18 protein-coding genes and 1 pseudogene are annotated in these 17,723 nt (G+C 65.4%); 12 read left to right on the top strand and 7 right to left on the bottom strand.

All coding sequences use genetic code 11. From position 1 onward, the window contains the following. Nucleotides 1-98: 98 nt before the first annotated feature. The 4 genes and pseudogenes from P12x_RS09350 to nusA form a co-directional block, all read right to left on the bottom strand. Nucleotides 99-374, bottom strand: coding sequence for a DUF503 domain-containing protein (locus P12x_RS09350; RefSeq protein WP_435010594.1), 276 nt, complete (start codon nt 372-374; stop codon nt 99-101). Nucleotides 375-456: 82 nt separating this feature from the next. Then, nucleotides 457-3,189 carry a translation initiation factor IF-2 gene (infB, locus tag P12x_RS09355; protein WP_435011659.1) on the bottom strand — a complete coding sequence of 911 codons (2,733 nt, stop codon included), beginning with the start codon at nt 3,187-3,189 and terminating at the stop codon, nt 457-459. 366 nt (nt 3,190-3,555) lie between these two features. Next, nucleotides 3,556-3,711: pseudogene (locus P12x_RS09360) on the bottom strand (translation initiation factor IF-2 N-terminal domain-containing protein); the annotation flags it as partial. 205 nt (nt 3,712-3,916) lie between these two features. Next, nucleotides 3,917-5,590: a transcription termination factor NusA gene (gene nusA / locus P12x_RS09365; RefSeq protein WP_435010595.1), complete on the bottom strand. Its 1,674-nt coding sequence runs from the start codon at nt 5,588-5,590 to the stop codon at nt 3,917-3,919. Between the two features lie 389 nt (nt 5,591-5,979). On the opposite strand from nusA, the gene P12x_RS09370 reads away from it, so the two are divergent. The 8 genes from P12x_RS09370 (at nt 5,980) to P12x_RS09405 (ending at nt 10,350) form a co-directional block, all read left to right on the top strand. Next, nucleotides 5,980-6,474 (top strand): Fur family transcriptional regulator, encoded by a 495-nt coding sequence (locus tag P12x_RS09370; RefSeq protein WP_435010596.1) that lies wholly within the window; start codon nt 5,980-5,982, stop codon nt 6,472-6,474. After that, the gene (locus tag P12x_RS09375) at nt 6,471-7,280 is read left to right on the top strand and encodes a TatD family hydrolase (RefSeq protein WP_435010597.1); all 810 of its coding nucleotides are present in this window, start codon (nt 6,471-6,473) and stop codon (nt 7,278-7,280) included. The genes P12x_RS09370 and P12x_RS09375 overlap by 4 nt, the downstream gene beginning before the upstream one ends. Nucleotides 7,281-7,529: 249 nt before the next feature. Next, nucleotides 7,530-7,760, top strand: a complete 231-nt coding sequence (locus P12x_RS09380) for a hypothetical protein (RefSeq protein ID WP_435010598.1) — start codon at nt 7,530-7,532, stop codon at nt 7,758-7,760. Between the two features lie 120 nt (nt 7,761-7,880). After that, the gene (locus tag P12x_RS09385) at nt 7,881-8,114 is read left to right on the top strand and encodes a hypothetical protein (RefSeq protein ID WP_435007659.1); all 234 of its coding nucleotides are present in this window, start codon (nt 7,881-7,883) and stop codon (nt 8,112-8,114) included. An 80-nt stretch (nt 8,115-8,194) separates the two neighbouring features. Next, nucleotides 8,195-8,911, top strand: a complete 717-nt coding sequence (locus P12x_RS09390; protein ID WP_435010599.1) for a hypothetical protein — start codon at nt 8,195-8,197, stop codon at nt 8,909-8,911. After that, on the top strand, nt 8,902-9,225 hold the full coding sequence (locus P12x_RS09395) for a hypothetical protein (RefSeq protein WP_435010600.1): 324 nt from the start codon (nt 8,902-8,904) through the stop codon (nt 9,223-9,225). Before P12x_RS09390 ends, P12x_RS09395 begins: the two co-directional genes overlap by 10 nt. Before the next feature lie 137 nt (nt 9,226-9,362). Beyond that, the gene (locus tag P12x_RS09400) at nt 9,363-9,974 is read left to right on the top strand and encodes a hypothetical protein (protein WP_435010601.1); all 612 of its coding nucleotides are present in this window, start codon (nt 9,363-9,365) and stop codon (nt 9,972-9,974) included. Then, nucleotides 9,961-10,350, top strand: a complete 390-nt coding sequence (locus P12x_RS09405) for a transcriptional regulator (RefSeq protein WP_435010602.1) — start codon at nt 9,961-9,963, stop codon at nt 10,348-10,350. Before P12x_RS09400 ends, P12x_RS09405 begins: the two co-directional genes overlap by 14 nt. Nucleotides 10,351-10,365: 15 nt before the next feature. Here the strand turns inward: P12x_RS09405 and P12x_RS09410 are convergent, their stop codons facing one another. Further along, a complete protein-coding gene (locus P12x_RS09410; protein ID WP_435010603.1) occupies nt 10,366-13,377 on the bottom strand; it encodes a PVC-type heme-binding CxxCH protein in 3,012 nt (1,003 codons plus the stop codon). Nucleotides 13,378-13,805: 428 nt separating this feature from the next. Between P12x_RS09410 and P12x_RS09415 the strand changes: the two genes are divergently transcribed. The 4 genes from P12x_RS09415 to P12x_RS09430 all read left to right on the top strand — a co-directional run bounded on the left by P12x_RS09415 (nt 13,806) and on the right by P12x_RS09430 (nt 15,699). Beyond that, nucleotides 13,806-14,228 (top strand): YkgJ family cysteine cluster protein, encoded by a 423-nt coding sequence (locus P12x_RS09415; protein WP_435010604.1) that lies wholly within the window; start codon nt 13,806-13,808, stop codon nt 14,226-14,228. Further along, nucleotides 14,225-14,716, top strand: coding sequence for a hypothetical protein (locus P12x_RS09420; RefSeq protein WP_435010605.1), 492 nt, complete (start codon nt 14,225-14,227; stop codon nt 14,714-14,716). Before P12x_RS09415 ends, P12x_RS09420 begins: the two co-directional genes overlap by 4 nt. Nucleotides 14,717-14,856: 140 nt before the next feature. After that, the gene (locus P12x_RS09425) at nt 14,857-15,258 is read left to right on the top strand and encodes an HU family DNA-binding protein (RefSeq protein ID WP_435010606.1); all 402 of its coding nucleotides are present in this window, start codon (nt 14,857-14,859) and stop codon (nt 15,256-15,258) included. A 207-nt stretch (nt 15,259-15,465) separates the two neighbouring features. Continuing rightward, nucleotides 15,466-15,699, top strand: coding sequence for a hypothetical protein (locus tag P12x_RS09430; RefSeq protein ID WP_435010607.1), 234 nt, complete (start codon nt 15,466-15,468; stop codon nt 15,697-15,699). An 86-nt stretch (nt 15,700-15,785) separates the two neighbouring features. Here P12x_RS09430 and P12x_RS09435 read toward each other — a convergent pair whose 3' ends face one another. After that, nucleotides 15,786-16,148: a rhodanese-like domain-containing protein gene (locus P12x_RS09435; protein WP_435010608.1), complete on the bottom strand. Its 363-nt coding sequence runs from the start codon at nt 16,146-16,148 to the stop codon at nt 15,786-15,788. A gap of 4 nt (nt 16,149-16,152) precedes the next feature. Next, on the bottom strand, nt 16,153-17,634 hold the full coding sequence (locus P12x_RS09440; RefSeq protein ID WP_435010609.1) for a PQQ-dependent sugar dehydrogenase: 1,482 nt from the start codon (nt 17,632-17,634) through the stop codon (nt 16,153-16,155). Nucleotides 17,635-17,723: the final 89 nt, after the last annotated feature.

Here is a 17,723-nt window from a genome sequence, read left to right on the forward strand (position 1 = left end):
TCGGAGGATGTCCGTCGATGGGGACAATGCCCAGGACGGGGGTTGGGCAGTCTGGTTCGGAAGCCCGGCGCCGGCCCTGGCGGTCGGGAGATCTCGTTTCAAACTTCGTTCCACTCGATCGAGAGGACCTCGGCCCTGGGATGGGCCTGGACGGCATCGGAGACCCGATCGAGGACCTCCCGGGCCTCACGACGACTCTCGGCGAGGGAGGCGATCCCGATCACGCTCTCGGACGGGTGACCGGATCGTTCGACCTCGGCCACGGAGACGTTGAAATGGCGGTGAACCTTCTCCAAGATGGTCCGGACGGTCCGCCGCTTGGCCCGGGGCCCTCCGCCGATCCGGATCTCGATCCGGAGGAACGCCAGGTACATCGGCCAACCGTCCGAGATGGGGTGTCGGAAGGAGGAGCGCCGGCGCGTCGGAAGATCTCCGATGCGCCGGCCCCGGTCGTGATCACAGGGTCCGCCGGATCACGTCGACCCGGTAGACTTCGATCACATCGTCGACCTTCACGTCGTCATAGTTGGTAATCTTGATGCCGCACTCGAAGCCCTCGCGGACTTCCTTGGCATCATCCTTGAACCGCTTGAGGGCCTCGATCGAACCCTTGTAGATCTCGCGACCCTCGCGGTACAGGCGGGCCTTGCCGGAACGCTCGATCACCCCCTGGGTGACGAAGCAACCGGCGATCGTCCCGACCTTGGAAATCTTGAACGACTGGCGGACCACGGCCCGGCCCAGCTGGACTTCCTTGATCTCGGGGACGAGCATCCCCTCGACGGCCTTCTTGATCTCGTCGGTGACCTGATAGATGATATCGTATCGACGGATATCGATCTTCTTTTCGTCGGCCAGCGAGACCGCCCGGTCTTCGGGGGCGACCCGGAAGCCGATGACGATCGCCTGCGAGGCGTCGGCCAGGAGGATATCGCTCTCGCTGATCCCGCCCACCCCCTTGAGGAGGATCCGGATCGGCACTTCGGGATTCTCGAGCTTCTCCAGCTCCTTGACGAGGGCTTCGAGCGACCCCTGGACGTCGGCCTTCAGGATCAAGTTGAGCGTCTTGACCTTCTGCTCGGCCATCTTGCTGTAGAGATTCTCCAGCGTGATGGATTGCCGTTCGCCCAGCGCCACACCTCGGGTCCGAAGCCGTCGGATATCGACGATTTCCCGGGCTCGGGTGATGTCCTCGATGACGGCGAACTTCTCGCCGGCGGTCGGCACCTCATCGAGGCCGGAGACCTCGACGGGCATCGATGGGCCGGCCTCGTTGACCGAACGGCCTTTATCATCGAAGAGGGCACGGACCCGGCCGAAGCCATCTCCGCAGACGATCGCATCGCCCACCTTGAGCGTCCCGTCCTGGACGAGGACGGTGGCCACCACGCCGCGCCCCTCGGAGATCGAGGACTCCAGGCAGGTCCCGGTCGCCGATCGGTTGGGGTTGGCCCGGAGGTCGCATTTCAGCTCGGCGACGATCCCGAGCATCTCCAGCAGTTCGGGGATCCCCTTGCCGGTGAGGGCCGAGGTCTTCACCACCGGGGTATCGCCGCCGTATTCCTCGGGGGCGAGATCTTGCTGGGACAGTTCCCCATAGATCTTGTTCAGGTTGACGTTGGGCAGGTCGATCTTGTTGAGCGCGATGACGATCGGCACCTCGGCCGCCTTCGCGTGGGCGATCGCTTCCTGGGTCTGTGGCATCACGCCGTCGTCGGCGGCGACGACCAGGACCACGATATCGGTGACGTTCGCGCCTCGGGCCCTCATGGCGGTGAACGCCTCGTGGCCCGGCGTATCGACGAAGGTGATCGCCTTGCCGTCATGGACGACCTGATACGCGCCGATATGCTGGGTGATGCCGCCCGATTCGGAATCCACCACGTTAGCGTTGCGAATCTTGTCGAGCAGCGACGTCTTTCCGTGGTCGACGTGCCCAAGGATCGTGATGATCGGGGGACGGGCGACGAGGTCCCCCGCCTCCTCGTCCTTCTCTCGGCTGTCGAAATTATCGAGGAGGTCGTCCTCGGCGGTCCGCTCGTGGACCACCTGAAGTTCGACGCCAAACTCCAGGGCCAGCATCATCGCCGTATCATCGTCCAGATTGGCGTTGATGGTGACCATCTGGCCCATGCTGTTCATCATGCGCCGGATCAGGTCATTGGCGCGGACGCCGATGGCCTCGGAGAGACTCCGAACGTTGATCGGCGGCTCGATCTCGGCGTGAGACTTCCGCTGCGGGACGACCTGTCCCCGGCCCATCTTGCGGCCGCCCTTGCGATTTCCGCGACGACCGCGCGCTTCTTCCTCGGCCGCATCTCCGGTCAGGGACGAGGCCGGCAAGGGGGAGGAAATCCGACGTTCGCTGGCCCGCTCGTTTCGTTTGGCGCGACGTCCGGCCCGATCGGCGGGAGTCCCCAGGCGACCGGCTGCCTTTTTCTTCTCATCCTCATCGTCAATAGGAGGCGGGACCAGAGGCGGTGGTGCGATCGTCCCCGGCCCGGCAGAGGGTCGCCGGAGGGCCGGGCCGCCCGGGCCGCCTGGGCCGCGCATTTGCTGACCGGGGGCGGGGGGAGCGCCGAATCGCGGGGAAGGTGCGGGGCCAGTTCGCGCCCCACCGGGGCCGGGACCCGCGCCTCGGGCGACGACCGGGGGCGGCTCGGCGCCACCGATCTGCCCGGCCTGCATCATCCTGCGCATTTCTTCGGGGGTGAACCGACGTTCCGGACGCTGGGTCTTGGCCTCGGGCCCTGCGGAGTGGCCTCCCGGACGAGGCCCATCCGGCCTCCGAGGAGGGGCCGAGCCCTGGGGGATCGACGCCACCGAGGGAAGAGGACGCCGGGCACCACCGCCGGGAAGGGGCTCGCGACGAGGTCCTTCCCCGGAACGCTGACCTTGATCGCCGTCGGGACGTCGAGTGTCGTTCGATCCCAGGGGCCGATTGTAGTTCGCCCGGGTCCCGGTCGGAGAAAGGTAGTCGCTCTGCTTGAGCGGGGGAGGCGTGGCCGGATTGGGCCGGAACTCGGCTCGGGCGGCCTGATTGGCACCCTGGCCTGGCTGAGGAGGCCGAGGCTGGGGCGGGGGCTGAGGCCCTCCGCCGGTCTCGGCTCCGCCTCCGGTGGCCCCACGATGCGGCGTATGCCTTGAGAGGGGTCCGCCGCCGCTTCCAAGTCGAGGTGGCGCGGTCAACCCACCTCCTCGAGATCCCGAGGGAGCTGGAGCCGGGTTCGGCGAGGCAGGCCTGGAGGGGGATGACGACTCCGAAGGGGACATCGCGGTCGGGGCGGGGGCGGGAGTGGCCGGAATCGGGGCGGCGGCCACCGGGATGGTTGGGGCTGTGGCCGGCGCGGGCGAGGCCTCTGGAGGGGCCGGCTCGGCGACCTTCGGAGGAGACGGCGGGGCCGATTCGGCCGCAGTGGAAGGCGGCACGGGCCTCTTCGCCACGGGGGCTGTGGGGCTGATGGGGAGCGTCTCCGGGGGAGTGAGACTAGGACGCACCGAAGGTTGAGCGACCGGGCTGGGGGCAGAATCGGCCGAGCCGGCCATCTTCCCCCGGATTTGTTCCACCTGCTCGGAAGTCAGGCCGGCAAAAATGCTGGACTTGACGCCAAGTCCCATTCCCTGAATACGATCGAGTAAATCCTGACTCTTCAACCCTAGTTCTTTCGCCAACTCGTGGACACGCGTGGACAACGGCGACTCCTCCTGCAATGGCCGACGGCCGAAGTTGGCCGGGCCGGCACGACCGGTATTGTGGTTTCGTCGACCGGTAGTGCCAAGCCCAGATTCCCCCCTTCATCGCGCCAGGCCAGGAGAGGCCTTCGTCGTCAAATCAGGTTGGAGGGCTGGTCGGCACTGGCCGATCGAGACGCTTTGAGTGACCCGAGGCGGGCCTCATGGGTGGCTCATGTCCGAATTACTCCGTGGATTCTTCCAAGACGTCCCCCGGATCCTGGTCCTGATCGTGGTGGCCCGGCGGTTCCGGGGACGAGCCGGTGGTGCCGGTGGACAGGAAAGGTTCCGGTTCATTCGGCCCGGCACCGGACTCGTTCGCAACGAGTTCTTCCGATGTGGGCCCCGATTCGACTGCGTTGGTGACGATCTCGATCGATTCGTTCTGATCGGCATCACTGGGCGCCAGGGTCACCTCGCGACCATCGGCGTGAAGATGGCCTTCTTCCTCGGCCAAGGCCAGATCGCGCTGGTCATCGAGACCATTATCATTAAACGACCCGGAGTCCCCGGCGTCCAGCTCTTCGATTTCGGCCTCGGCGACTGTACCGGATTCGGTGCCATTTGCAAACTCGGAGACCGGCGACGCCCCCTCCTCGCGGAACAGCTCCTCAAGGGTGGCTGGCCGCGCCTCGGCCTCGACGGCAGATTCCTCGACCACGCGGGGAGTCGGGTTCTGCGGACGGGCCCCTTTGCGACGGGGCATCTCGTCGGCCTGTTCCTCGGCCAGGGTCTCGGCCCTGGCGACGATCGCCATCGCGGTTTCTTCGGTCAGGCCTTCGATGGTGTTCACCAGATCGACGATTTCCATGACCGAGAGATCGTCGAAGCTGAGGATCCCTTGTTCGACCAGCTTCTCGGCCAACACGGTGTCGACCTGGTCGATCCGGGTGAACGCGGCGACGGCCTTCTCGATCAATTCGTCGAGTTCCTCGCTGGTCATGATTTCGATGTCCCAGCCCACCAGCTTGGAGGCGAGCCGAACATTCTGACCTCGCCGGCCGATGGCCAGCGAGAGCTGATCCTCGCGGACCAGGACGATCGCCCGGCCGAGGAGCTGGCAGAGCATGACCTCGTCGATCTCGGCCGGTTGGAGCGCGTTGGGGATGAGGACCTGGAGCGACTCATTCCAGCGAACGATATCGATCCGTTCGCCGCCGAGCTCGTCCACGATATTCTTGATCCGAGTGCCTCGAACACCGACGCAAGCCCCGACGGCGTCGACCTTCGCGTCGATCGAGGTGACGGCCACCTTGGACCGATACCCCGCCTCGCGGGCCAGCGCCCGGATCGAGATGACCTGGTCGGCGATCTCGGGAATCTCGAGCTCGAAGAGTCGGCGGACGAAGTCAGGATGGGTCCGGCTCAGGATGATCTTGACCCGCTGGCCGACCTTCCGGACATCGAGGATCACGGCCCGGACTCGCTCGCCGGGGTGATGACTCTCGCCCGGGATCTGTTCGGATCGCGGGAGCAAGGCGTCGGTCTTGCCCAGATTGACCGTGACGGCCCCGCCCTCGAACCGCTGTACGGTCCCGGTGATCAGGTCGCCGCGCTGGTCCTCGAATTCGTCGAAGAGGCTGTCTCGTTCGGCCTCTCGAATCTTCTGGATGATGACTTGCTTGGCCGTCTGGGCGGCGATCCGACCGAAGTCCGGGGGGACGACCGACACTCCGTCGGTGGTCGTACTGATCTTCCCCGACTCCTGGTCGATGATGACCGTGATGTCTTCGGCGTCGGGATAGTGCTTCTTGGCCGCGGTGGCCAAGGCCGACTGTATCCCCTCGAAAAGAACGTCCTTGGGGATGTTCTTGTCGCGATGAATACTGTCGACGATACGGACCAGATCGACGCTCATTAGACCCCTCCGACGCGAGACGACAACGGGCCACCGGTGATGCGGACGGGCCAGAGCACCGGGTGGCCGCGCCCGAGACAGGCGAGGTCCCGGAGATAATTGGCCACGCTCCGAATCGAGGCGACGCACGATGAGCCATTTCCGCTTGGGATCGGAATGGCTTATGCGTCAGACCCAGACCCGACGTTCGCGCCTGCCATACCTGGAGTACGGCCCCAAAGCTTATCCTAACCGAGAGTTGACACCACTGTCAAGTAACCGAACAATGGTCTCATGGCCGACCTCCCGAGGATCGCGGGTGGTGGCTGCTGCTCGGGTTAGGAGGTTGCTCCTCCGGAACAATCGCCGAGACCCCTCGATCCTGGTCCGGTTAAGGATGCTGCGGCGACATGGACCGACCGACCTCAGAGGACTGTCGAGACCCTGCCCCCCCCTCCCTCCGGGCTTCGCTGGAGGCGGCTGGTTGGAAGTTCACCAGGCAGCGGGCGGCCGTCTTCGAGCAGCTCCACACCTCCGACGACCATCCCACCGCCGAGGAGGTCTATCGTGGGGTCAAGTCCATCGTCCCCTCGATCAGCCTCGCCACGGTCTACAAGGCGCTCGAGACCCTGGTCGATTCGGGCCTGGCGACCAAGCTGGTCGCCGTCGAGGGTCCGGCCCGGTATGACGCCCGAGGCGATCACCATTATCATCTCCGATGCCTCCGATCAGGGGCCGTCGAGGACGTCCCGACCGAATACGACCCGGACCTGATCGCCAAGATTGATCCTCAGCTCGGGCTCAAGCTCCAGGGTCGAGGCTTCCGAGTGACCGGCTATCGGCTGGAACTCGTCGGCTACTTCGAAGAGCCCGGGATCGAGCCCGAGGGGCCGTCCACCTCATGAATTCGGCTCATGGACTGATCGACACCCACGCCCACCTCGACGACCGGCGACTCAAGATCCGCATCGAGGAGGTCTTGCGGGCCTCGCGAGACGCCGGAGTCTTCCAGGTGATCGCGGTGTCGACCACGGCGGACGACAGCGCCTCGGTTGCGGACCTGGCTCGAGATCACCCGGGCGTGTTTGCCGCCGTGGGGATCCACCCCAACGACGCGGTCGACGCGATGCCGGGCGACTGGGATCGGATTCGAAGCCTGGCCACCCGCCCCGAGGTCGTGGCCATCGGCGAGACGGGCCTCGACCGCCACTGGGATCGGACCCCGTTCAAGCACCAGTGCGATTCCTTCGATCGTCACCTGGACCTCGCCGAGGAACTGGGCCTCCCGATCATCATCCACAGTCGAGAATGCCACCGGGACATCGTTGAGCAACTCGAACGTCGAGGTCGCCAGGTCCGTGGGGTCCTGCACTCGTTCACGGGGACCTGGATCGAGGCCGAGGAACTCCTCGGGCTCGGCCTGCACATCTCCTTCGCCGGGATGCTGACATTCGCCAACAAGGCGCTCGACCCGCTCCGCGAGGCTGCCGGCCGCGTGCCGGCCGATCGGCTGCTGGTCGAGACCGACTCTCCCTACCTGAGCCCGCATCCTTTCCGGGGCAAAGAGAACGAGCCGGCCCGGGTCGCGATCACGGCCGCCAGATTGGCCGAAATTCGTGGCATTTCCGCCGAGGAACTGGCCAATCTGACAACGAGCAATGCTCATCGACTCTTCACAATCCCTCCCGGCCAGATCATCCCGCTCACCTGATCCACGGAGATTTCGCCAGCTTCACGATCACGTCGACCCCAATCTCTTGCCCAAATTCGCCCATCCGATTTTCGGTGGTAAGCTAGAGCGACTTTGATGGCAGGCCAGCCCCCAAGGGCCGGACCTAAGCCCATCCTGGTCGACTTGAATTTTACCCTTTCGAAAATTGGCCTCAAGTTTGCTTGTTCATGCTGGCGGCGGATCGTTGCGGGGCGATCTGCGAAGCCATGGTGATGGGAGACGGGGATCATGTGGTTCATGGCCTTGGCGAAGGATCTGTTCATCCTTTTTTGCATCGGGAGCCTGCTTTCGGTGGGCTTGATCGTGACCCTGAGGAGCGGCCTGATCTCCGTGGGGAATGATCGCCGATGGGAATTCTGGAGGAATGCATCCCGCCTCGTGATGGCACTCGCCGGATGCCTGGCCTTCCTGCTGATGATCCAGCAGATTGCGGGGATCCGGCTCGGCTCCGCCTGGTAAGCTCCGCCCGGCATGTCCGGCTCAGGCTGGAACGACGGGTGTAACCAGTTCCTCTGGTGGTGAGTCGCTCGACCTGGCAAATTGGGTCATTCCCCCGACGCGACCCCACGGAGGCCCACGATGGCACGTAAGACGATCACCCTGGAGATCGACGGCGAGGACGAGGACCTGATCCGGGGCTACGCCGACTTCGTCGGCGAGATGAAGGACCTGGCCGCCTCGGCCCCCGACGGCTCGGTCCTCGAGGCCTGCGAGGACGCCGTCATCGAGAAGGGCCGCGAGCAGCAACGCCTGGTCCTCCAGCGCGTCGCCCAGGCCCGCCTGGACGCCGCCGAGAAAAAGGGGCGACCCTGAGGACCTGTCCGTGTGGACAGGGTCGCGAGAATCGCGGGGTCGCCACACGGGAGGTCTTCACCTGCCTGGGCCGGATCGGGTTGCGGCGACGCTGGTGGGGCTCGCGATGCCCTTGCCAGCCCGGCGGATATCACGCCGATTCCGCCCTCGGTCTCGATGGCGGCCTCAGCCCGCGGCTGCAACGCAAGGCCGGCCGTCTGGCCGCCGACCTCTCCTTCGCCCGGACGCGCGAGCACCTCGTGGAACTGCTCGGGGTCTCGCCGGCGGCCGAGACGCTCCGCGTGGCCTGCGAACGCCAGGCCGGCCGGATCGCGAGCTGGCAGGGCCGGGAGACGGCCTCGGCCGAGGCCTTCCGGGAGGCCGAGGGGGGCTGGGAATTCGCCGTCGACGCCGGCAAGGTCAACACCCGCGAGAAGGGCTGGCGCGACCTGAAGATCGCCGTGGCCCAGCGGAGGCCCACGGCCGAGTCGGCCACGCCGGCCCAGTGGGAGTCGCGCGAGTTGCCCGAGGCCACGGCTCGCGTGATGTGGGCCGACATCTCGGCGGCGAGGCGGTTCCGGCGGTCGTGGTGGGGCCGGCTGAGGCGGCTGGGCCTGCCCTCGATGGCCCGACTCCACGTGCTGGGCGACGGGGCCTCGTGGATCTGGAAGGCGGCCGGGAGGGCCCTCACCGGGTGCGCCAGACGCTGGACATCTACCACGCTAGCCAGCACATCGCCGCCGCCGGCAAGCGACTGCACGGCGAGGGCACCGCCGAGGCCAAGGCGTTCCACGAGCACGGCCGCGAGTTGCTGCTGAAGGAGGGCTGGGTCGGGGTCTGTCGACAGATCGGCGAGGAGCTCGAACGCGAGGACACACCGGCTCGGCGGGAGGCCCTGGGGAGGCTGCTGAACTACTTCCTGCCGCACCTGGGGCGGATCGACTATGCGGGACGCCTGGCGGCCGGCGATGCGATCGGAAGCGGCGTGGTGGAGGGCGCGGCCAAGACGCTGGGCCTGAGGCTCAAGGCCCGGGGCGCCCGCTGGAGGCACAAGAACGCCCGCGCGATGGCGGCGCTGATCTGCTGCCGCCACACCGACCAATGGGACCTGTTCTGGAACCGAGCCGCATGAAACCCAAGATTCCCTGGTTACACCCGGAACGACCGGGGGGCGAATGACCTCCCCGAATCCTTGACAACCCGCCTCAAAAGCTTTACCTTGCAAAGCCGAGTTGGCGACGGCGGGTATGCTTCAAGGGCCCGGTGGTCATGGAACTTCACGAAGCTCTCGGACAGATCGGCGAGATCCGTCGACAGATGGCCCGGACCGAGGTCTTCCGGGGCTTTCGGTCGATCCCGGTGGCCTTCTCGGGGATCCTGGCCATCGGGGCATCGGTGCTCCAGTCGTGGTGGATCCCCGAGCCCACCCGCGACATATCGTCGTATCTGACGATCTGGATCGGAGTGGCGGCGGTTGGGCTCACGATGGCGGGGCTCGAGATGATCCAGCGGGCCCGCCACTCGACCCGGTGGGCTCGCGAGCAGACCTGGCTGGCCACCGAGCAATTCCTCCCCTGTCTGGTGGCGGGCGGCCTGACCACGATCGTCATCGTCCGATCCGCCGAGGCGGAACTCTGGATGCTGCCCGGCCTCTGGTCGATCTTCTTCGCCCTGGGAGTCTTCGCCACGAGGCGTCTCCTGCCGAAGGCGATCGTGGGCGTGGCCTGCTTCTACCTGGCCGCCGGACTGTTTAACCTGACGATGGCCCGGGACGATCTGGCCCTATCCCCCTGGTCGATGGGCTTATCCTTCGGGGTCGGGCAGTTGCTCGCGGCCGCCATCCTCTACCGGACCTTGGAACGGGACCATGGCATCGACTAATCCCAGGGCCGAGGGCGGAGGACGCTTCGCCTACGACGGCCTCGAACGAATCATCCACGAGAAAGCCCGGCTCGGGATCCTGACCTCCCTGGTCGCGCATCCCAAGGGTTTGCTATTCAATGACTTGAAGGACCTCTGCTCGTTGACCGACGGCAACCTCAGCCGTCATCTCCAGGTCCTCCACGAAGCGGGACTGGTCGAGGTCTGGAAGGGGCTCCAGAAGAACCGGCCCCAGACCCTCTGCCGGATGACCGACGAGGGGCGTCGCCGGTTCCTCGAATACATCAACGTCCTCGAAAATGTGGTGGCCGACGCCCTGACGGCCTCGCGGAAGAGTCAGGCCGGATCGCTGAACGAGGGGCTCTCCCCGGCCTGACTTTCCATCACTTTTTCATTTGCGAATTCCTTGAGGCGTCCCCGGGATCGCTCGCGCGGACGGGTCTACCGGCTGCTTGTCGAGCGTGATGTAGGCGAAGAGATCGGCCAACTCTCGCGGGGAGATCTGCGCCTCGAGCCCTTCGGGCATCAGCGAGAGCGCGCTGAGGCGGGATTCCTCCACGGAGGATTTCGGGACGATTTCGAGCTTGCCCCCCTGGAGCTTGAGGACGACTCGTTGGGGGCTATCCTCGACGAGCAGTCCGGTGAGGACCCGCCCATCGGTCGTGGCGACGGTGGTCGCCTGGTAGGCCGTCCCGATCACGAGGCTGGGATCGAAGACGTTGGAGAGGAGTTGCTCGTACGAGGCCCTTCCGTTCAGGGTGATCTCGGGTCCGACGTCCTGCCCCTCTCCGAAAATTTTGTGGCATTGCCCGCAGACGTTCTGGAAGACCTTCACCCCGGCCACGGGGTCGCCGTGGGCCTGGTCGAGCGATTGCTTGATCCGGGCGATCACCTCTTCGCGGGCCGGGTTCCGTTCTTCGCGGACCACCCCCCAGATGGATCGGGCCCGGTCGGCCACGGTCAGATCCTTGCTCGTGGCGAGTTTCCGAATCTGGTTGACGTTCAGGAGCGAAGGATTCACGTCCTTGCGATCGATCGCATCGAGCAGGGCGATGGTCCAGCCGGTCCGCTGAGTCAAAAGTTCGACGACCCTGGGCTTGAGGTCGGGATCCAGGTTGGGGTAAGCGTCGAGGACGACCTGGGCGACCTTCGGATCATCGAGCCGACCGAGCGAGGCGATCATCTCGGCCCGAAGGGCTGCCTTGGTCCCGGGGTCGGCGATCCGGGGGGCGACGATCTCGAGGACCGAGGTATCACCGGCCCCGACCAGTGTGGAAAGGGCCAGCGCCCGCTGCTCGTCCCCGATCTTGGAGGAAGACAAGATCTCCCGGGAGACCCGAAGCGCCTCGGTGTCGCCCCAGGATGCCGCCACCGAGGCGGCGTCGGCGGTGAGCATCGAGCCGAGGTCGCCCGCCACGATCGGGGCGATCGGACCGGCCAGTAACTCGCGGAGCTTCCGCCGCTGGGCCTCGGAGATCGCGCCACTCCGGAGCTTCTCGGCGAGCCTCCGCATGGATTCCCGGCTGGCCGAAACAACCCCGGCCTCCTGGGGGCCTGTCAAGAGCTTCGAGACCAGCAATGCCGCGGCCTCGGGTTGGACCCTGGCCCCTCCGAGTAGCCTGTCGACGGCCCGGGGGAGTAGGTCGGTCAACCGGGGCGATTTCAGGAGGTCGGCCCCGGCCACGATCCGGGCGAAGTCGTCGCCCCGATCGTCGAGGAGCGGGTGGAGATTCTGCCAGACGATCGGGGCGATGATCGGGTCTTCCTCTCCTTCATCAAGGACCTTGATCAAGGTCGAGAGCGGGTCCAGCTTCTCGATCTTCCGGGAGGCCACCGCGACCTGGAGCCGGACATCGGGCGAGGGGTCCCCGGCCAGGGCCTCCATCGACTCCCGGATCGCCGGGGCGACCTTGCCGAAATTACCAGCCGCCCGGACTCCCCAGGCCCGGATGGTCGGATCCCGGTCGATCAGGAGCGCGCCATGGATCCCGGGGTCGAGTTGCCCGGTGCCGATCAAGGCCCAGAGGGCATGGAGTCGAGTCTTCTCGGGGGCCTCCGGGTCGATGGCCAGTTTTTCGAGCCTGGGCCGGGTGGCGGCCGAGTTCCGCTCGCGGAGGAGGCGCTGGGCGACCTCTCTATAGTAGATGTTAGGGCTGCCCAGTCGGTCGATCAATTGATCGTTGGTCTCCCGGGCTAGGTCGAACTCGGGGGCCCGGGGGGTCTCCCGATAGCGAACCCGGTAGAGCCGCCCCTTGAGCCGGTCAATCCCGTTGGGGTCGCGATTGGCGTCCTGATAGCAGTGATAGCGGTCGTACCAGTCGAGGACGTAGAGCGACCCGTCGGGGCCGACCTTCTGGACGACGGGCATGAACCAGGCGTCGTCGGCCACCAGGAAATCGGGGTCCGTCTTTCCCCGGTAGGTCGAGCCGTTTCGCTCCAGCCGATCGACGTTGACCCCGTTCCCGTGGATGTTCCCCATGAAGAGCTTCTCGCGATACTCGGCGGGATATGCATCGCTGTCGAAGTAGGTGATCCCGCAGTAGGCGGCCTTCTGGTGCTTGTGGTCGACGATCGATTCGAGCTTCCAGGTGAAGGGGGGATAAGGCCCACCCTGCCGGTGATAGTAGCCGGTCTCGGTCAGGTGCCAGAGATGGTCGATCACGCAGGCGCTGGCGAAGGCCGAACCTTCCTTGTCCCAGGTGATCCCCCAGGGGTTGCTGGTCCCCTCGCAGAAGACTTCGAAATCGCGAGTCTTGGGGTCGATCCGGAACACGGCGCAGGTGAATTCGTAGTGCTTCCCCCGATAGTCGATGCTGGCCGGGTTGAAGACCCCGTTCCAACCATAGAGATAGCCGTCCGGTCCCCAGGTCAGCGAGTTGGGCAGCTCATGCGTATCGAACCGGCCGAAGCCGGTCACCACGACTTCGCGGGTATCCGCCTTGCCGTCGCCGTCGGTGTCCTTCATGAACAGAATGTCGGGGGCATTCGCCACCCAGACGCCACCGGCCCCGACGGCGATCCCCGAGGGGATGTTCAGGCCGTCGGCGAAGATTGTGAACTTGTCCGCCTTGCCGTCGCCGTCGGAGTCCTCCAGGATCTTGACCCGGTCTCGACCGGGCCCGGCCGACTTCCGGGGGTACTCCAGACTCTCGGTGATCCAGACCCGACCTCGCTCGTCGAAGATCATGGCCACTGGGTTGACGATGTCGGGCTCGCTGGCGACCAGCTCGACCTGGAACCCCTCGGGCACCTTCATCTTGCGGATCGCTTCTTCGGGAGAGAGCGCAGGTCCGGGTGGACGATCCTGCGCGTGCGGGATCGAGGGGTCGCGCTGGGCCTGGGCCGTCGAAGCCATCCACAAAGACGAACCCAAAGCCAGAGCCAACGCGAATCGTCCGATCATCGTCGAAACTCCCGGGAGGTGGAGCGGGGATTGAACCAAGACCAACGTCCCCCTAGCTCGATCGAGTATTCGGCCTCGGGTTGGCAAACGCAAGCCCCGCCATCCCGACCGAAACGGCCACGATTCGAGGCTCCTGGAAAAAACGAACCCAACGCGAACCTCCCTCGCCCTGCGGATCGGAGATCTCTCGATCTTTCATAGGATCGCGATCTCGGTACATCCCCAAGCGGGTCATTGCGGACCGATCGCCGGATTTCGGACCCGGAGCCAATCGGCGACACCCTCCAGTGACCCCGGAAGACTCGACCAGATCCCACAACTCTGGGCTCGACTTTGGTTTGGGACCGCGACGGGTTGCCGATGCCGTGCCGACTTGATAGACTCGGCTCTGGCTCAATCAGGGATCGAACGGTTCGAAGGAAGCCATCATGAGCCGCGACGCCGGACCTTGGTATCGTGAGGGCCTGTCCTTCACTTGCACCCGCTGTGGTGCCTGCTGCACGGGGGCCCCCGGCTACGTCTGGGTCAACGTCGAGGAGATCTCGCGACTGGCCGAACATCGGGGCGAGACGCTCGAAGTGTTCTCCCGGCAGTTCGTCCGACGGGTGAATCAAAGGTTCAGCCTGATCGAACGTCCCGGTGGTGATTGCATCTTCTGGGATCAAGAGGCCGGTTGTACGGTGTATGAGGCCCGGCCGATCCAGTGCCGGACCTGGCCGTTCTGGCCCGAGAACATCGCCTCCCCCGAAGCCTGGGAGGATGTCAAGTCGGTCTGTCCCGGGTCCGGTCAGGGGCAGTTCTTCAGCGTCGACCAGATTCGCGACACCGCCTCGAAGGTCCACACCTCATGAGTGGCACCGCCCCATCCGGGCTGAACCTCCCCGACTTCCGCGATGAGCTCAAGGCGATCTATCGCGAGCTCGACGCGGAGATCGGCCGGCTGGGCCCCCGGTGCGAGGTCAGCGGCCGATGCTGCCGATTCGAGGAGTATGGCCACACCCTGTTCGTCTCGGCCCCCGAAATGGAACTGCTGCTGGCCGAAGCCCCCCCGCCCACCCGACCGATCGACGCCGGTGCGACTTGCCCCTGGCAGGATGGGAAGGGTCGATGCTCGGCCCGCGACGCCCGACCGGTGGGCTGTCGGGTCTATTTCTGCGACCCCGCCTATCAGGATCGTCTCCCGGAAGTGGCCGAGTCCTCCATCGGGAAGTTGAAGCGACTGGTTGACGACCTCGGGCTGCCCTGGGACTATGCCCCGCTGCATCGCCACCTCCGCGAGGCCCAGGCCGTCGGCCGATTCACCCCCCCGACGGATGTCATCAACGGCGACCGACCCTGAATCGAGCCGAAACCGATCCCGATTCAGGGTGCTTCGTACGCGGGTTTTGATTTATGGCTTGACATTAGTCCAAGCCAGCCATAATGTTGAGCCAATCGATCTTCAGCCAGGGCCGACCCCGTCCTCAGGAGACCGTCATCGTGACCAAGAAAGAGATTGTCAAGAAGATCTCCGAGGATATCGGGCTGACCCAGCTCAAGACGAAGGATATCGTCCAGCGGACCCTCGATGCGATCATCTTGACGCTGGTCTCGGAAGGCCGGATCGAGCTGAGAAATTTCGGCGTCTTCGAGGTCAAGCGACGGGCTCCGCGTAAGGCTCGAAATCCCCGAACTGGCGACAAGGTTTACGTCCCGTCCAAGAACGTGGTGACCTTCAAGCCCGGCAAGGAAATGGAAGAACTCGTCAGAAAGATGGATCCTTCGAAACTTCGGCTAGAGGAAGATGCCGACGATGCCGATTTAACGGGTAACGGACCCGTCGATCCGGAAGTCAAGTCTCCCCGGGCGGAAGCCTCCGCCGGGGCCGACTCGACCGACTGAAGGTTTCGCTCACCTCGGCAGGGAGCGAGCCGATGTCGAGGACGCGGCGAGGTCCCGACGGCGTGCCGTCGCACGCATCGTTCCCGGCATGAGGAGGAGGCGGGGCCGGCCCAGGCCCAAGTCCCCTCCCCAGCCCCTCGGGTCGAATCCCCGCGAAGGATCGCGTGGCGAGATCGGTCCGAGGTATCGAAGGCGGGAGGAGCCCTAATGCGGAAACCCGTGGCCGTCCTGTTGCTTCTGGGGGCTATCCTCGCCTTGAGCGAAGGATGCGCCCCCATCCCCCTGCCGCACTATGCGGCCTATCGACCGAAGCGGGTCGAGGAGTTGCTCGTCGACTCCGAAAACCTCCGCCAGGCCGGCGACGAATGGGAGCGGATCTGGTTCCTCGACCAGCCGTCTCACATGACCCCGTTCCGGACCCATGGCGGCCTCGGGCCCTGATCCCATCCCGACAACCGAATATCCAAGGCCGAGTGTGGACCCAATCCGGTCCACACTCGGCCTTTTTTCGTGGCATGGCCAGGGGATCAATAACGGGCGACCGACGAGTCTACCCGCCGCGACCAGGCGTCGATCCCGCCTTCGAGGTTGTGGACGTCGGACACCCCGCGACGAACCAGCCAGGTCGCCGCGACCATCGACCTCATCCCGTGATGGCAGTAGACGACCAGGGCTCGCCCCGAAGCCGCCGAGGTGATCTCGGGGAGTCGCGAAGGAACGTCGCCGAGGGGAACGTGGAGATCGACCGCGCCGGGAGGGAGGCCGATCGCCGCGTAGTCGCGCTCGTGATCCTCGCGGACGTCCAGGATCGCGAGGTGTTCGCCCCGATCGAGCCGGTCCTTGAGCGCCGTCGGCGTCAATTCGCCCACGATGGCGGGAGATTCATCCACCCGGTCACTCCTTCGGGATCTCGTTCAGGGTGTAATATCCTTCAGAGTGAAGGAGCGGGAGGGCCTCGGCGGATCGGACGCCCGCCAGGTTGATCGTGTGGACGTGCCCTCGCTGGAGCGGGCCGACGACCAGCCGGACCGACATGCCGTCATTGCCGACGGTCACCTTCTCGACCTTGCACTCGGTCGGGTCGACCTCGGGGCTACCGTAGCTCGACTGATAGATGTAGGTGTGGGTGCTCACCTTGTACGAGGCCGGGTCGGCCGCGGTCCCGGGGTCGACCATCTTGGTGAAGGTCAGCTCGAAACCGTCCGGCTTCGCGTGGATGTCCCGGATCTCGAAGGGAACCTTGCCGGTCCAGACCATTCGCTCGAGCGAGAAGGGACGCTGGCCCCGCGATCCCCAGCCTCGATTCGTCCCGCCGACGATCATCGAGCCGTCGGGCGCGAACAGCATCGGCAGGACGCCCGAAGCGAATCCGGATCGGAACGGGAGGCACGCCCCCTGGTACTTGCCGTCCACCTTCTCCAGGCTGACCCGCATGATGAAGCTGGACGACTGGTCGCCGACGAACATCTGCTTCCCGAAGACTCCGAACTTGCCGCCGGTCTGATCGCAGGCGATCCCGCTGGAAGACTGGCCCATCTTGGGATAGGGGAAATAGACGGCGGGCGGGAGCAGTACGGGAATCCGATCGGCCTCGACGCTCATCCGGCTCCCACTCCTGGGATCCTCGGGACGCTTGCCGAGTTCCGGGGCATCCTCGTACCACTTATTCCCCGAGGGGTTGCCCTGGAACGAGCCGGGCTTGAGATGCTTCAGGGAGCAGGCACCGTTCCACGGACCTTGATTCTCGGTGTAGAACACGTCCCCCTCGGCATTCATCCCCAGTCCTCCGGGCGATCGGAGCCCCGAGCATGTGGGAGTGACCTTGCCGTCGGGAGAGACCCGGAGGGCCCAACCTCGGAACTTGTTCTCCGAGGTGAAAGAGCCGGTCAGGCAGAGCGCCACCCAGAGGTTGCCATCGCGGTCGAACTTCGAGCCGAAGGCATACTCGTGGTAATTGCCATCGATCCCCCAGCCGTCGCTGACGGTCTCGAACTGGTCGGCCGCGCCGTCGCCGTCGGAATCTTTGATCCTCGAGACCTCGCAACGCTGGGTCACGTAGAGCCAGCCATCGCGATAGGCCAGGCCGAGGACCTCGTGCAGGCCATGCGCGAAGCGGACGAACTTCGACTCCTTGGCGGGGTCGGCCGCCAGGGGGTTCTCGACCAGGTAGATCTCGCCTCGTCGGGTCGAGACGGCCAGCTTTCCCGTGGGCATCCACTCCAGCGCCCCCACCTCCAGGACGACGTCGGCCGGGGGCTCGAAGGTGAGGATCTTGTAGTAGTCCTCCTCGGTCGGTTTGAGGTCGTCGGCCCGGATCGAGTCGGGTACCAGGACGAGGGCGAGCAAACAGGCGAGGAAAGGCCGAGGGATGTTCATCGAGGTCGGTTCCCGGTGAGCGGAAGGCGGTGATGTCCGAACGTTTTTGGGTTTTCCTCCCTCATCACCTGGGCCAGGGTGAGGGTCCT

Origin of the sequence: Tundrisphaera lichenicola (assembly GCF_051175385.1) — a bacterium.
GTDB lineage: Bacteria > Planctomycetota > Planctomycetia > Isosphaerales > Isosphaeraceae > Tundrisphaera > Tundrisphaera lichenicola.